The following is a 15,578-nucleotide window of genomic DNA, read 5'->3' as shown; positions in this document are numbered from 1 at the left end:
CTTAAATTGGAGCAGAGATGCAACTCGAAACATTTAATCAACTCGATCCAGACAGAGCAGCAGGTGTTTTACAGGCCTGTGTGCATATCCCGAACTGGATTGCTGAACTGCTACAGCAACGTCCTTATCCAGCTAAAGAGCAACTTTATCAAGCTGCAGTGACACAAGCGCAGGCATGGTCATGGCCTGAAATTTCTATAGCTTTGGCGCAACATCCCCGTATTGGCGAGAAAAAAGCAGCAGCAGTTTTATCTGAGAAAGAGCAGCAGTTCTCCCAACGTGAGCAAGCTCAGGTCGAAACGGATGCTGTGCTGCAACTGGCACTTTATCAGGGCAATTTAGATTACGAGCACAAATTTGGGCATATTTTTCTGATCCGTGCAGCGGGTCGCTCTGGTCAGCAAATCTTGTCCGAGTTGCAACGTCGCTTACTCAATACAGTCGAACAAGAGCAAGTCGAAGTAAAACAACAATTGGCTGAAATTGCTTTGATTCGTTTAGAACAGGAGATTCAATAATGGCGGGTATCAGCACACATATTTTAAATGCAGCACTGGGGCAGCCAGCACCTCAGGTATTGGTGAAACTCTATCAGGAAATCAATCATCAATATATTTTGCAGGATGAACAGTTAACGGATGCGGATGGCCGTATTCCTGCTTTCAGGATCGAAGCATTTATCCAAGCCAATTATCAGTTGATTTTTGAAGTAGGGGATTATTTTCAGACTTTGAACACAGCCAGTTTCTATCCAAGCGTCTGTATCGATTTTAAGGTCACTGATACGCAACAGCATTACCACGTGCCTTTATTGATCAGTCCTTTTTCATATTCAACTTATCGCGGCAGCTAAATCAACTTAAACAATGTGGACCTTATGAATCTAATTTGAGGAATTAACCATGCATCAAGACAACACACCCACAGAACGAGATACGCTGATCTCGGCAGAACATCAATATTTAGGCATGAATAAAAACATTTTATATGGTTTGCAGCATGTGTTGACGATGTATGGTGGAATTATTGCACCCCCATTGATTATTGGAGCTGCTGCAGGACTGGAGGCTTCAGAAATTGGATTGCTGGTGGCTGCTGCCTTGTTTGTAGGGGGCCTGGCGACGGTGTTGCAAACCCTAGGTTTCAAGCATTTCGGAGCAAAATTACCGATTGTTCAAGGCGTTTCTTTTGCAGGTGTTGCGACCATTCTGGCAATTGTCAGCACCGGTGGCGGGTTAGCCTCTGCCTTTGGTGCCGTAATTGTTGCTTCCCTCATTGGTTTATTGCTGACGCCATTTTTTGCCAAAATCATCCGCTTTTTTCCCCCCGTGGTAACCGGTTGTGTGATTACCATGATTGGTATTTCACTGCTGCCTGTGGCGATCCGCTGGATTATGGGGGGTAATCCCAAAGCTGAGAACTGGGGCGATCCGGCTAATGTCGGTCTGGCGGTGATGACGCTGGCGATTGTGATTATCTTCAGCATGTTGCGTAGTCAGATGCTCCGTCGGCTCGCGATTCTGGTTGCCATTATTCTAGGTACTGTGCTCGCCTATGCGGCAGGATTTACCGATTTTTCAAAGGTCAGTACAGGTCCGGTTTTTGCATTTCCAAGTTTCTTCCATTTTGGTTCGCCTGTATTTGAGTTTTCTGCCATTCTTTCCATGACGATTGTGACCTTGGTGATTATGACCGAAACCACCGCCGATATTATTGCCATCGGTGAAATTGTTGGAAGCAAAGTTGATTCGAAACGTATAGGCGACGGTTTACGTGCCGATATGTTATCGAGCGCCATTTCTCCGATCTTTGGTTCATTCATGCAAACAGCTTTTGCCCAAAATGTCGGGTTGGTTGCCATGACTGGCATTAAAAGCCGTTTTGTGGTGGCGACTGCAGGAGGAATCTTGATTATCCTCGGCTTATTGCCCATCGTGGGGCGTCTGGTGGCATCGATTCCCATGCCTGTTTTGGGTGGTGCTGGCATCGTGTTGTTCGGTACGGTTGCCGCCAGTGGTATACGTACCTTAGCCAAAGTGGATTATAACGATCATAAAAACCTGATTATTGTGGCCACTTCACTGGCTATCGGCATGATTCCTATCGTCAATCAGGAATTCTATGCACAATTTCCAACATGGGTAAAAACCTTATTGCATTCAGGTATTAGCTCAGCCTGTATTACCGCTATCTTACTTAACATCATTTTTAACCATCTACCGTTCACTAAAAAAACAGTGGAAGTAGCAAGCTTGCCTGTAAATTCAGGGCATTGATCATCGCGGGTTCAGGGTCGAATATTTAGTCTGAATCCCGCTTTTTACCTGCACATTATTCAAAGTTGCTTATTCAAGCTTGAATAGGTCAAGGGGAGTTTTTGTCTTGAAAAAGCCAGAAACAGGATTTTTAAAAGCCAAAAGTGATTTTTAAATCAAATCTTACGGGGAATTTTATGAGAAGTTTTAAATTAAAATCAGCCATATTCGTGCTCGTGATGAGCCCAGCCATACAGGCGTGGGCAACGGATACTAGCCTGAATCATCTATTGAACCTGCAACAGGATTGTCAGGCGAACGATCAACTGGCTGCGGTATTTGCCTGTGGCAGTCTGCATGGTGCAGTGAAATCAACTTATTACTCACTCAATAATGCTTATTTTGTGGATAATCTGAATCAGGATACGGCTGTCATCGGTGGTTATATAAAGTATGAAACAGCGCCTTTTTATGGGGTACAGGCCGCTGTTGGTTATGATATTCAGCGTCGTTTAGATGAGAAAGATAATAAGGCTGAAGTCGATGAACTCAAGGAAGATGGTGATGGTTTAGCAGAAGCCTATCTGACGTGGAAAAATGATTTGGCTCGGGTGACCGTCGGGAATCAGCGTCTCAATTTACCGTTTATGGGGGATTATGCAGACCGCCGTGTCTTGATGTTTTTATATCAGGCCGCCGATGTCCAGATCGGAGACAATAACGATTTCTTGCGCCTGACCAAAGTCAATAAATATAAAAGTTATGGCGAAGATGAGTTTACAAAAAGCGCTCGTCAGAATTCGAATCTGCAAACCGATGGGGTTTGGTCAGTGGGTGTCGGCAAGCGTTTCAACCTAGCCGAAGACCGAAGTCTAAAAACGCAGTTGTGGTATCAAAGTTATGATGATTATACCCGCCTGATTTATACACAAGCGGATCTGGCAATGCCAAAACTTAAATATGCCCCTGAGTTTTCACTGCAATATATGTCTGGCAAAGATCAGGGCAAAGCACTGGCAGGTGAGGTGAACAGCCAGATTTTTGGTGCACAGGCAGCAGTTAAGGTCTTGCCTGTAGCCACTTTAAAAGTTGCATATAACTATATTAAACCGGATCGTGAAAGTTATCTGAATGGTGCACTGTTAACGCCGTATGCCGCCAAAACCTCTTCAGGTGAAATTTTTGCCCAGCCTTTTTTTACAAGTACTCAGGATTTAGGTGCGGGCAATGCTTTGATGTTGTCCTTAGAGGGTAAACTAACAGATCAAGTGATTGCAGGGGCACGTTATTCATTTATGGATTTAAAGGAAGCAGAGCATGTGGCCAGCCGTAACCAATCTGAATATATGCTGTTTGGGATTTATAATTTTATGGGGGCTTTAAAAGGTTTCAGTATCAGTAATTTTGCAGGGATTCAGACTTCACCACGTTATGACAAGAACTTCTTGCAGAACCGTTTGTCACTGACTTATAAATTTTAAGCAATAAGTTCAACATCGAATGCATATTCTGGTCGAGATATGCATTTTTTGTGGACTGCAACCTGAGATGAAAAAAAGCCCCCTAGATAGGGGGGAGTTAAAAACAAAAACACTTAATCTAGTGGATTGCCGATAATATTACTGATGATGCCTTGCATGATGTGTGACCCTTGCTCCTGATAGAGCGATTGATACCATTCTTCAGTCACCTGCGGATCTTTCATATGGGTGACATCACAACGTTTACGTGCTCTCAAGACCATTTCTCGTGTGCGTTCATTACGTTTGTTTTGATAACGTGCCAAAGCATCTTCCAGACCGAAGGTATTGATTTGCAAGGCACGGGCGAGATATATCGCATCTTCCATGGCCTGGCAGCCACCTTGGCCAATATCTGGTGTGGTGCTATGTGCTGCATCACCTAACAGCACCACACGTCCTTTGTAAAAGTCCATAAAAGGTTCAATATCATGGATTTCGACACGATTGGTTTTTTGCTCATCTAAATGTTCAATCAGTTTTTGTACGGGTTCACACCAGCCGCTAAAATGAGTTTTGAGATCTTGCTTATAGTATTCACGTCGATTTTCCAGTCCTGCCTCTAAGGGGACATCAAAGAAGAAATAAAAACGATTTTGGGCCACCGGCATCAGTGACACACGTTTGCCTTCACCGATATAAGTGGTCCATTGCATGGCAGGCGCAATGGTTTCATCAATATTAACCAGACCGTTCCAATTGACATAACCTGCATAGCGACGTTCAACCTGATAACCGAGGACAAATTGTCGGGTGAGAGAATGTGTGCCATCTGCACCAATCAGTAAATCGGCTGTAATTTGTGAGCCATCCTGAAAATGAAGGGTGACCTCATCTTGATGGCTTTCAATCGCCGTCATTTTCATGCCCAGTTTGATATCTTCCAGACCAAATTGTTGCATTAATAAATGTTGTAGATCGGCCCGGGCGACCGGATAGGCACGTTGCCCGACTTCTTTATATAGAGGTGATAAGCTAAATTGAGTCATGGTTTGTTGGCTCAGTCCATCCACATAGGCCAAAGACTCCATTTGCCCGCCTAGCGCCTGAATTTGATCGGTAAGGCCTAGATAATTCAGGCATTTGACTCCATTTGACCACAGTGAAATGGCCGCACCGACAGGTAATATTTCGGCTGCCTGTTCATAGATCGTGACCTGATGACCAAATTTTTTTAACGCGATACCAGCAGTCAAACCGCCCATACCAGCACCTACAATCGCAATATTCATCGTTCAGACCCTAAATATATAAATAAGTTTCTAAACAGTTCTAAGCGAGAAGTGTGCCAATTTTAGCAACTGGTTTTACTGGTCATACCAGATGATTTGCTTTATTAAAAAGCATAAAAAGGAAGGCTGCATGGATATGGTTCAAGGCATGGGGCAAAGTGGTGCATTAATAAAAGTTCAAGTTTTTATATTAAATAGAAATAAGATTTTTCTTAAATTTATGTGATTACGATAGGCTACATATTTTAAAATATTATTCTAAATAACTTAATTCGGTACAATTAAAAGCGATAATTTTTTACCTTACTTTTGAAGGGGGACGGATTTATTTAGTAAGGAAAAAAATCTTTCGTAGCTTGAATCGCTGCTCATTAGCTGATGGTACTTCCCTGATACCACAGCTAAACAGGCGGCATCCATGCCGCCAGTCACGATAGCCAATAAAAGTTTATATTCAAATTAAATGTAGGGATTTTTAAGCATTTTCATGTCGAGAAAAATAGACACCCGCACGTTGCGCAGCACCAATAATATGCGCTTGCATGGCTTTTTCAGCCGCTGCTACATCCTGATTAAATAAGGCTTGCAGAATGACTTCATGTTCCTGAATGGTTTTAAATGCCAGATTCGGCTGAACAAAAGGCAGGATCTGGCTTTTTTTAATCCATTCAGTATGCATTTTAAGTGTTTGAATAATCGACTGATTATGACTAAGTTCAATAATGTGCTGATGAAAGGCATAATCTGCCTCGGAGGCTGCCTGCCAGTTCTGTGCCTGAATTGCAGAGGCCAGCGACTGGTAATGTTGCTGTAAGGTCGACTTATCCTGTTCAGTTAAATATTCGCAGGCCAACAGCGCGCAAAAACTTTCCAGTACATAGCGTAATTGATAGAAATCCTTGAGAGAAACACGGTGTTCGCCGTCCCATTGTTCGGCAGCCTGACTATGTTGTGAAATCACATAAACCCCTTTACCCGCCTTGATTTCCAATAATCCTAAAGCGGCAAGACGGGTGAGGGCCTCGCGTAACGAAGCACGGCTGATGCCCAACTGGAGGGCAAGATCACGTTGTGAGGGTAAGGCAGAACCGACAGGATAGGTATTTTGTTGAATGCGTTGATGAATCACTTCCACCGCTTGCTCAGTCACCTGAGATGATTTTCCATTGAGCAGAGCTTGTGGACTCATAAGAAACACGCCTTAAAGATCAAAATAAACAGTTTGATTCTACACAAAATTCATCTTTTTGTTGGTGCTGTCGATCAAAAATCGTTATATTTTTACCAACAGGTCAGACCAGTTGGACTGGATCTTGCATAATAGAATAGAAATCAAACCTTCAGGAACGATCAATGACAGTGCATGTTGCTAAAACCATAGCTTTACCGACCCATTTGCAAGCGTTAACCAATCTCGCTGATGCCAGAATTGGTGCAAATATTGTGAGTTGTTCCGATGAGTTTTTTGCAGAAGCTGCAAGAATGTTGCAAAGCACACCCGCTCAATTCATCGAAGGAAAATATGATGATCACGGTAAATGGATGGATGGTTGGGAGACCCGCCGTAAGCGTGAGTCTGGCTATGACTGGTGTATTGTTCGTTTAGGTGTAACGGGGATTGTATCTGGATTTGATATTGATACCTCATTCTTTACTGGCAATTATCCGGCATCTGCTTCTATTGAGGGCTGTTATGCACCAGATAATCAATTGGAAGGGATCATCTGGACTGCTTTATTAGAAAACTCGGTTTTATCTCCGGATCAGCATCATTTTTTCGACTGCGCTGCTCAGAAAGTTACCCATATTCGTATTAATATTTTCCCTGATGGTGGGATTGCACGTTTAAGAGTGTATGGCCGTGTGGTGCTTGAACATGTCGATACAACTCGGCAGATGGACTTGATTGGTTTAAAAAATGGCGGGCGTATTGTGGCCTTTAGCGATGCACATTTTGGCCATCCGAATAATCTGATCAGTCCTGATCGCGGCATTAATATGGGCGATGGTTGGGAGACCAAACGTCGCCGTGCCCCTGGTTTTGATTGGTGCATTATTGCTTTGGGACAATCTGGATTCGTTGAAAAAATTGAAGTCGATACCGCGTATTTTAAAGGCAATTTCCCCGCATTTTGTTCGATTCAAGCCGCTTATATTGAAGATGCAACCGATGCACAACTGATTCCGCAAAGTATGTTCTGGCCATTTCTATTGGAACAGCAGCCTTTGACCATGGACCATATTCATGAATATGTTGCAGAAGTACTGCAACATCAAAAAGTGAACTATATCCGCGTCAATATGATTCCCGATGGCGGGATTAGCCGGATTCGTTTATGGGGAAAAGTAGTTGAATAAGTTAAATTATATTATTTAGTACGATTGTACGATCTCATAAATTGGCTGTTTATAAGCTGATTTTTATATAGGTGTTATTTTACTTTTCAAGGATGAAAAGTAACAAAAATCCTTTGTTTGGCTGATGGTACGTCCTTGATACCACAGCCAAACAGGCGGCATCCATGCCGCCAACCACGATAGTGAAATATTACTATAATTTTCATTTAGATAAGTGAGATTTGAGCTGATATTTCTTTGTATTAAAGAGAATGGCTATGCATGAAAAAAATATTGTAATCCAGCCTTTAACTCAGGACAGTTTTGCTGCTTTTGGTGAGGTCATTGAAAAGAGCGGCAAAGACTTTATCCCGATTAATCAGGGACTCACTGAGCGTTATCACGCCTTATCACTGGCGCAAATTTCAGGTGATCATGTTGCTGTTGGGATGAGCATTTTTCATAATTTATTTGCAACTCAGATTCCATTTCAAATTGAGATGCTGGAACGACATCCTTATGGTTCGCAGTCTTTTATTCCATTACAGCAACAAAAATTTATTGTTGTAGTAGCATTACCGTTTGATCAAACAATACCTGATGAGCAACGAATTCAAGCTTTTATCAGTAACGGACAACAGGGAATTACTTATCATCAAGGGGTATGGCACCATCCTTTAATTACCTTGGAAGCAAACAGTGATTTTTTAGTGGTCGATCGTATTGGTGGCGGCAGTAATTGTGATGTCCACCATTTATCTCAGGTTCGCTGGATCACTGAAGCTTTAGTACGGTCAGAGATCGTCAATCTCTGACTGTACAAGTTTTATAAAAAGAAGATATGTACTTTAAAATATTGGAAGGTTGTTCATTTTAATCTAGAATTCTTGATCGTAAGAATATTCGCGTATCTTTATTTTTTTCTAATTAAGATTTTTATATAAAACATAAATATTGATTTTCTATGTCAACAAAACGTTATGTAGCAAGAGAATTGCTTGAGCAGCACACAAAGCAAAAGAAGCAAGAAAAATTAGAACAAAGACGTTTGGCGCTTGAACAACAAGCTAAAGTAAAAAGAAAAGCGAAATTACAGATTGCTTTTTGGATTATCTTATTTGTTTTACCCTTATTTTTATTTCCAGCATATCCACGCAATCAGTGGCAGTATGAGATTTATCGTTATATTACAGAGCAGATGTTGATTACGGTGGGGACTAAAGGTCCATTGCCATTTTTTACTATTCTTTCAAGTATTTATTGTACTATTTTAACTTTTGTCGCGAGCTGTTACATATGCCTGTTATTTATTAAGAAAGTAGGCATGAACAAGGCATTTCAGGAAAAAATTTATAGTAAATTCTTTCAGGCTGAGTTTGAGGCATCGAAGAAATATCCGTGGCTGGAGAAGCCATGGATAAAAAAAACGATTGTTTCAGGGATATTTTTATTCTGCTTTATCATGGGGATGGGCCATTTTCTTTTGGAAAATATCTCCTTTCAGGATGGTAGTCGTAGAGGTGCACTTATCCAGTTAGGTTATAATTATCGGATTGGTGTACTTTTTTGGGAAAGTATGTTTAGTGTCTTTACTATATTCCCATTTTTTTATTTTGGTTTTTTATTCATTTATCTTGTTAACTATTTTTTTCGAGGATTAGGCACGGGAAAAATTATTATTCCCCAAAAAGTGATACCTAAAAGAACCAAGACGAGATCACGGAAAAAATAAATCGATAATTTTTAATAACAGACAGAGATGATCTATCTCTGTCTGCAAAGAATAGAGGATTAATATTTACCTTTGAAGTTGGCGCTGATGCGTTGTTTTAAATATTCTTTGGCTGTAATTGCTGGATATTTCTTTTGTGGGCTTTCAATCAGCACATCTTCATTGGCTTGGCAGAAGAACGCCAGACTATATCGCGCTCCTTGATACTCATTTGCTTCTGGATTTTTGACTCGGTGGAAATTAGAAGGTAATTGATCATCACTCCAACGCATCAGCATATCACCAATATTACAGGTGATCACATCATCCCGTGGCTCGATACTGGTCCATTGTTGCTATTCCATATCTTTACCTGGACAGACTTGTAATCCGCCTTGGCCTTTACGCTGGAACAGTAGGGTCAAACAATCAAAATCGGTATGTGCACCGGCACGCCATAGTCCCAATTGGTCTTTTAACGCAGGATCAATGGCATAGTAATGCAACATTCTTAAAGTACTTTGATAGCTGTCTTGTTCAGCATCGTGGGCAAGACTAAAGAAATTATCGGCAAAACCCAGTTTATAAGCAAAGCAGGAGAGTATTTTCATCCCAACTTGCCAGCAGGCATGTTCAAATTCAAGCATGGTATTTTTAAAGTCAGGCAGCTCTTGTTCGGTTGGATACAGTCCCTCCATTCGTGGACGAGTAATTTGGTAGGATTCTTTCTGGTCTGGGGTACTGGTTGATGGACGAACCTGAGCCTTGCTTTCCCAACCTGCATTTCGGTTGAGCGGGTAACGTGCTTTGACGGGTTCAGGCAGAGCAAAAAACTGTTGTGTCATATCAAATGCGGTTTGAATCTGCTCAAGTGGAATACCATGATGCGAGACCTGAAAAAAACCAATATCCGTTGCTGCTGCCCAAAGCTGTTCGGCAATTTCATATTTACGTTGTTCAAAGTTGGATAAATCAATCACCCGAACTTCACGTTCAAAGGACTCTTGACCTAAAGCGCCCATACGCGCTTCTTTTTGCAGTTCTTCTAAGCTGTAGTTATTTTCCGCTAATGCAGATATGTTGGCGCTATTCATATTTCAACCTCATCTTCTGGATAAACCGTGACCCAATCAAATGAATTGAAAGAGACGGGGTCACATTCAAAAAAAAGCTTCATTCCCTTCAAAAGATCGTTCTGATGAAGAACCTAAGCTGATTTCTGAGCAATGACCCACATAACAGCCGATGTGACTGACTATGCTGAACGCTTCTACTCTGACAGAAAGGATGAAGCAGTTTTTGTGCCAGTTTATAAAGTGAAATAGAATGATGTTAAAATCGGCCTGAATTTTGAGCTATGTTGAATGGTTTAATTCATACTGCGTAAAATTAATTCAATGGTTAAACTATCTGCAAGAAAGGACAGTAATGAGCGTATTTAATCGGCATACAGTGAATTGTCCACCATTTGGAAGATTGAAATACGGCAGTGCACATTGGCAGGGAGAAGTTGAACTTGGGACATTTGAAGGGATGCTTAGGGTTATTGTTCGAGCAAAACGTGATGGTCCAACAGATGCGCAGATTGCAGGAATGACTCGTTTGCTTTCTGATGTTACTACCATTAAGACATTGGCAAGCAAGGCAATGGTTGATGTTTTTGAGGATTGTGAACTTCTTCCAAGCGACTTTGGTTCTGATGTGCATCATATCTGGCAGTATCTTTCCCCTTGTGAAATAGAGGTTTCCGATGAAAACTATTTTGGTGGTGAAGATAATCGGATCAATATAATGATTATCTTTGAGTCATCACAACATTTGGATTTTTTACCCGCTATAGTGACGATTGATGGATACTTCGAGGAATGTGTGTCGGGAACTTGATGGCAACTTATTTTTTAAAACCCAGTTTTAGAACAATTGTTGATATGCAACATGACTATTTAAAACATCCATTTGTCCAGTAGGTAGTTCATTTAAGGTGCAGCTGCACGTACTGAATGCACCATTAAACTGCACTCAAAACCAAAGACTCAATACAGTCTATTCATCTTAGAACAATTAAAAATAAATCCGACCTAGAGAATTACCAACAAAAACAAGGTGGAATCAATCTTGGCACAGAGCTTGCTAAATCATGATTGAGTATAAGCGGTCAGTATGTTGTGAACATACGGGACATTGCTCTACAGCGTTTGCTGTTCCTCTTTCGGGGACAAAGCCAATTGATTTGGCTTTGAGAGAAATGTGTACTTATACATTGATTATCCCCCTAAAAAGAATAGCAAGATGAATCCATACAGATTTAGGGGTCTTACTTATGAATATTCAGCACTATGTAGGCAAAGGGCGACGTACTGTAATTGCGGGCGCGTTATTGGGGTTGGCAACAGTTATCAGCTCAACCAGTTTTGCAGCCGATAAACTTGTTTTACAAACCACATGGTATGCGCAAGCCGAGCAAGGTGGATATTATCAGGCACTGGCACAGGGAATTTATAAAAAATACGGACTTGATGTCGATATCAAAATCGGCGGGCCACAAGTCAATAACATGAGCTTATTATTGTCCAAGCGAGCCGATATTATTATTAATTATGATCTACAGGTCTTAAAAGGCATCGAAAGCAACTTTCCCATCAAAGCGGTGGCAGCACCATTCCAGTTTGATCCGCAAGGTGTACTAACCCATAGCGATGTAAAGTCTTTGGCCGATCTGAAAGGAAAAACGATTCTGGTCTCGACCAGTGGACAAGCAAGCTGGTGGCCTTGGTTAAAAGGCAAATATAAATTAGATGCAGCACAAGCTCGCCCGTATACCTTCAATATGCAGCCTTTTTTAGCAGGCAAAAATGTCGCACAGCAAGCCTATGCGACCTCTGAAGTTTTTCAGGCCAAAAAAGCAGAACCTTCGAGTAATTTCTTTTTATTTGCTGATGCGGGTTATCCAGCCTATGGCGGTATCTTGGTGACCCGTAATGATGTGATTCAAAACAAACCAGAGGTACTACGCCGTTTTGTTCAGGCATCGATGGAGGGATGGAAAAACTACTTAGCCGATCCACGTTTGGGCAATAGCATCATTAAAAAAGAAAACCCGAATATGAATGATGAACTACTCACTTTTGCAGTCGGGCAAATGCGCAAATTAAAACTGATTGATGGTGGCGATGCCAAGACCCAAGGCATTGGCGTCATGACAGACACACGTTGGAAAGCAACCCGAGATTTTATGGTGAATGCAGGTTTACTCAAAGCCCAAACCAATTGGAAAGCCGCTTATACCACTCAGTTTGTTAAAGCAGCCAAATAATCTTAGATACTTGCCTGAGAAGTAAGTCAGGGTGAAAGAGTGAACAAAATAGGGCACTCGCACGAAGGGGAAACCACATGAATTCTGCTTTACCAATGGATACACCAATACATGAGTCTTCGAGCTTTATTACGCCGATGATTATGGCCAGAGGGGTTGAAAAAACCTATCCAAATGGCACCAACGCCTTACAACGATTAGATTTAAATATTGCCCGCGGTGAGATTATTTCATTACTGGGACCATCAGGTTGCGGTAAAAGCACCTTGCTGAAAATGTTTGCCGATCTAGAACAACCTTCTGCTGGATTAGTGCGCTGGAATGGTAAATCTGATATTCAATCACAGTGCAAAATGGCCATGGTGTTTCAGGAGGCAACGCTGATGCCATGGGCCAATATCGAAGACAATGTTCGTTTGCCTCTCGATTTACAACATATCTCAAAATCAGTGAGTACCCCGAAAGTGATCGCGGCTTTAGCAGCAGTGGGTTTAGAGAAGTTTAGCAAAGCCTATCCACGCGAACTTTCAGGGGGGATGCAAATGCGTGCTTCATTGGCTCGGGCACTGGTGACGAAACCAGACTTGTTGTTAATGGATGAGCCTTTTGGTGCATTGGATGAGTTTACCCGTCATAAACTGGATAGCGATATTCGCCAATTATGGTCTGAACGTGATTTAACCGTGGTTTTTGTCACGCATAGTATTTATGAGGCCGTGTATTTGTCTTCACGGGTCATTGTGATGGGCGCACGGCCTGGGCGGGTAGTCGCCGATCTGGACATTGAAGGGCCTTATTTACGTGACGACGCTTTCCGAAGCTCAGAGATTTTTATCCGACAATGTTCGCATCTATCGCAATTACTGGCTGAGGCAAGCGGAGGGCATGCTCATGATTAAACCCTTGATACAACATCCAACCGTACAACGTATCGCGGCTCCGCTCGGGTTGGGGCTGGTCTTCCTGCTGATTTGGCAGTTGAGCTTCCAGCAGCTTGCGGTGCCGGTTTATGTGGTACCCAAGCCCAGCGATATTGTGATGGCGTTGATTCATCAATCCAGTATGTTATTTGGCAGTTTATGGGTCACTCTAAAAATTACCTTATTGGCTTTTGCATGCGCGGTGCTGATCGGTACTTTGGTCGCTTTTGTGTTTGTACAGAATCGTGTACTTGAAGCCTGTTTTATGCCGTATGCCATTTTATTTCAGGTGACACCCATTGTTGCAATCGCTCCTCTGGTCATCATTTGGATTCAAAATACCACTTTAGCGTTAGTGGTCTGTGCCATGCTGGTTGCGGTTTTTCCTATATTAACCAATACCACCTTGGGTCTGCGTAGTGTCAATAAAGGCTTGCTCAATCTTTTTCAAATCAATAAAGCCAGTCGCTGGCAAATTCTGATGCGCTTACGTGTACCGAATGCGTTGCCTTATTTCTTTGGCGGCTTACGTATTTCCTGCGGTTTGGCGCTGATTGGTGCGGTGGTTTCCGAGTTCGTTGCCGGTGCGGGAGGGACCAGTGCAGGCTTGGCTTATCAAATCTTGCAAGCAGGTTTTCAACTGGATTTACCGCTGATGTTTGCTGCCTTATTCCTGATAACCTGTACGGGTTTGGGCTTGTTTATGTTGATGTCTTTATTAAGCCAGTTCTTTCTAAGTAAATGGCATGAGAGTGAACAAGTATGAGTTCAAAGCTAAATCAAAGCTATTTAATTCAAAATGCCCATGCCATTTTAACGGGTTTATCTGGAGAGGCCGCACGTGCTTCATCCACTGATATCCGTATCCAGTCAGGTAAGATTATCGAAATAGGTCGGTTAAATGCTCAGCCGAATGAACAGGTGATTGATGCTAAAGATTGTGTAATTTACCCGGCATGGGTAAATACCCATCATCATTTATTTCAGTCCGTGTTAAAGGGTGAGCCACAAGGTTTAAATCAAAATCTGACCTCATGGCTTGCCAGTACACCATATCGGTTCCGTAGAGCATTCGATGAAGCAACTTTTCGGGTTGCAGTGCGGATTGGTCTTGTCGAGCTATTACGTTCGGGGTGTGCAACGGTAGCCGACCATCATTATTTGTATTGGCCCAAGATGCCATTTGATGGCGCTGCGATTTTATTTGATGAAGCCGAAAAACTGGGTATGCGCTTTGTGTTGTGTCGTGGTGGTGCAACACTTACACGTGGCTTGGAAAGTGAATTGCCTCAAGCCCTACGCCCTGAAAAGTTTGAAGACTATATGGCGGATATTGAGCGTTTGGTGCAGCACTATCATCAACCCGATTCAAAAGCTTTCCGAAAAATCGTGATGGCACCGACCTCGACTTTACATTCGACTACAGCACAGCAATTACGGGAAAGTGCCAAAATCGCTAGACAATTGGGGATTCGGATGCATAGCCATTTATCTGAAACGGTGGATTATCTGGATGCAGCACGCGCCAAGTTTGGTATGACACCAGTCCAGTTCTGTGCCGAGCAGGACTGGATTGGCAGTGATGTCTGGTTTGCGCATCTGGTGAAATTATTACCCGAAGAAATTCAGTTGCTGGGACAAACTCAGACAGGTATTACACATTGCCCGCAGAGTAACGCCCGTTTGGGTAGTGGTATTGCCGATCTGGTTGCTTTGGAACAGGCAGGCATGACGATTTCGATCGGGGTAGATGGTGCAGGTTCCAATGAGGCTGCAGATATGTTGTCTGAAACCCATGCCGCTTGGTTATTGCAGCGAGCCAGAAAGGGCATGTTAGCCAAGCCACAATATGAGGGAGGGCAATTTGAAGGTGGTGCAGATGCTGCCCGTATTGAGGATGTAATCCGTTGGGGAACGGTGGGAGGAGCAAAGATTTTAGGGCTTGATCAAGTTGGGACAATCGAGGTGGGGCAACAGGCTGACTTGGTCATATATCAGTTAGATGATCCTCGTTATTTTGGATTACATGATATGGCGATTGGACCTGTGGCAAGTGGTGGACGCGCGCACATTAAGGCGATGTTTGTAGCAGGGAAAATGGTGATGGAAAATGATCAGGTTCCTGATCTGGATATGATGGAGTTAGCTTGGCAAGCAAAGCAAGCGGTGAAGCTGTTACAACAGCGCAGTATGGGTATGGCAAAAATAGCCTAAGCTAATGGATTACCTTATGGAATTGGATAGCTCTCTTTCTTAAAGAGTGACTATCCAAGAGTTAAAATACTTGTGT

Annotated in this window: 14 protein-coding genes and 1 pseudogene; 12 read left to right on the top strand and 3 right to left on the bottom strand. The window is 42.5% G+C overall.

Going from position 1 to position 15,578, the window contains the following annotated elements; all coding sequences use genetic code 11:
* Positions 1 to 17: 17 nt before the first annotated feature.
* The 4 genes from uraD to MSG93_RS13520 all read left to right on the top strand — a co-directional run bounded on the left by uraD (position 18) and on the right by MSG93_RS13520 (position 3,736).
* Complete coding sequence (gene uraD, locus MSG93_RS13535) at positions 18 to 518, top strand: 2-oxo-4-hydroxy-4-carboxy-5-ureidoimidazoline decarboxylase (RefSeq protein WP_324622184.1); 501 nt, start codon at positions 18 to 20, stop codon at positions 516 to 518.
* Positions 518 to 853 (top strand): hydroxyisourate hydrolase, encoded by a 336-nt coding sequence (uraH, locus tag MSG93_RS13530; protein ID WP_324622183.1) that lies wholly within the window; start codon positions 518 to 520, stop codon positions 851 to 853. Before uraD ends, uraH begins: the two co-directional genes overlap by 1 nt.
* Before the next feature lie 49 nt (positions 854 to 902).
* The gene (locus MSG93_RS13525; RefSeq protein WP_202741020.1) at positions 903 to 2,276 is read left to right on the top strand and encodes a nucleobase:cation symporter-2 family protein; all 1,374 of its coding nucleotides are present in this window, start codon (positions 903 to 905) and stop codon (positions 2,274 to 2,276) included.
* 176 nt (positions 2,277 to 2,452) lie between these two features.
* Positions 2,453 to 3,736 carry an OprD family outer membrane porin gene (locus MSG93_RS13520; RefSeq protein WP_324622182.1) on the top strand — a complete coding sequence of 428 codons (1,284 nt, stop codon included), beginning with the start codon at positions 2,453 to 2,455 and terminating at the stop codon, positions 3,734 to 3,736.
* Positions 3,737 to 3,849: 113 nt separating this feature from the next.
* On the opposite strand, the gene hpxO is transcribed toward MSG93_RS13520, so the two are convergent.
* Positions 3,850 to 5,007: an FAD-dependent urate hydroxylase HpxO gene (gene hpxO, locus MSG93_RS13515; RefSeq protein ID WP_324622181.1), complete on the bottom strand. Its 1,158-nt coding sequence runs from the start codon at positions 5,005 to 5,007 to the stop codon at positions 3,850 to 3,852.
* A gap of 475 nt (positions 5,008 to 5,482) precedes the next feature.
* Positions 5,483 to 6,196: a FadR/GntR family transcriptional regulator gene (locus MSG93_RS13510; RefSeq protein WP_324622180.1), complete on the bottom strand. Its 714-nt coding sequence runs from the start codon at positions 6,194 to 6,196 to the stop codon at positions 5,483 to 5,485.
* A 164-nt stretch (positions 6,197 to 6,360) separates the two neighbouring features.
* Here MSG93_RS13510 and alc point away from each other — a divergent pair, with 164 nt between their 5' ends.
* From alc to MSG93_RS13495, 3 genes are all read left to right on the top strand, one after another.
* Positions 6,361 to 7,365 (top strand): allantoicase, encoded by a 1,005-nt coding sequence (alc, locus tag MSG93_RS13505; protein ID WP_324622179.1) that lies wholly within the window; start codon positions 6,361 to 6,363, stop codon positions 7,363 to 7,365.
* A gap of 257 nt (positions 7,366 to 7,622) precedes the next feature.
* Positions 7,623 to 8,159: an ureidoglycolate lyase gene (locus MSG93_RS13500; protein WP_324622178.1), complete on the top strand. Its 537-nt coding sequence runs from the start codon at positions 7,623 to 7,625 to the stop codon at positions 8,157 to 8,159.
* Positions 8,160 to 8,308: 149 nt separating this feature from the next.
* Positions 8,309 to 9,076 carry a hypothetical protein gene (locus MSG93_RS13495; RefSeq protein ID WP_324622177.1) on the top strand — a complete coding sequence of 256 codons (768 nt, stop codon included), beginning with the start codon at positions 8,309 to 8,311 and terminating at the stop codon, positions 9,074 to 9,076.
* A 59-nt stretch (positions 9,077 to 9,135) separates the two neighbouring features.
* Here MSG93_RS13495 and MSG93_RS13490 read toward each other — a convergent pair.
* Positions 9,136 to 10,149: pseudogene (locus MSG93_RS13490) on the bottom strand (isopenicillin N synthase family dioxygenase).
* Positions 10,150 to 10,483: 334 nt separating this feature from the next.
* Here MSG93_RS13490 and MSG93_RS13485 point away from each other — a divergent pair.
* The 5 genes from MSG93_RS13485 to MSG93_RS13465 all read left to right on the top strand — a co-directional run bounded on the left by MSG93_RS13485 (position 10,484) and on the right by MSG93_RS13465 (position 15,502).
* Entirely contained in the window at positions 10,484 to 10,939 is a 456-nt protein-coding gene (locus MSG93_RS13485) for a hypothetical protein (RefSeq protein WP_324622176.1), read from the top strand.
* Between the two features lie 436 nt (positions 10,940 to 11,375).
* The gene (locus MSG93_RS13480; RefSeq protein WP_324622175.1) at positions 11,376 to 12,368 is read left to right on the top strand and encodes an ABC transporter substrate-binding protein; all 993 of its coding nucleotides are present in this window, start codon (positions 11,376 to 11,378) and stop codon (positions 12,366 to 12,368) included.
* A gap of 77 nt (positions 12,369 to 12,445) precedes the next feature.
* Positions 12,446 to 13,267, top strand: coding sequence for an ABC transporter ATP-binding protein (locus tag MSG93_RS13475; protein WP_262769793.1), 822 nt, complete (start codon positions 12,446 to 12,448; stop codon positions 13,265 to 13,267).
* Positions 13,260 to 14,054 carry an ABC transporter permease gene (locus MSG93_RS13470; RefSeq protein WP_324622174.1) on the top strand — a complete coding sequence of 265 codons (795 nt, stop codon included), beginning with the start codon at positions 13,260 to 13,262 and terminating at the stop codon, positions 14,052 to 14,054. Before MSG93_RS13475 ends, MSG93_RS13470 begins: the two co-directional genes overlap by 8 nt.
* Complete coding sequence (locus MSG93_RS13465) at positions 14,051 to 15,502, top strand: amidohydrolase family protein (RefSeq protein WP_324622173.1); 1,452 nt, start codon at positions 14,051 to 14,053, stop codon at positions 15,500 to 15,502. Before MSG93_RS13470 ends, MSG93_RS13465 begins: the two co-directional genes overlap by 4 nt.
* The last annotated feature ends 76 nt before the right edge of the window (positions 15,503 to 15,578 follow it).

The sequence above is a fragment of the Acinetobacter sp. IK40 genome (assembly GCF_035615075.1).
In the GTDB taxonomy this organism is placed as follows: domain Bacteria; phylum Pseudomonadota; class Gammaproteobacteria; order Pseudomonadales; family Moraxellaceae; genus Acinetobacter; species Acinetobacter courvalinii.
The sequence above is the reverse complement of the archived record's forward strand: the minus strand, read 5'-3'. Positions and strand labels throughout refer to the sequence as shown.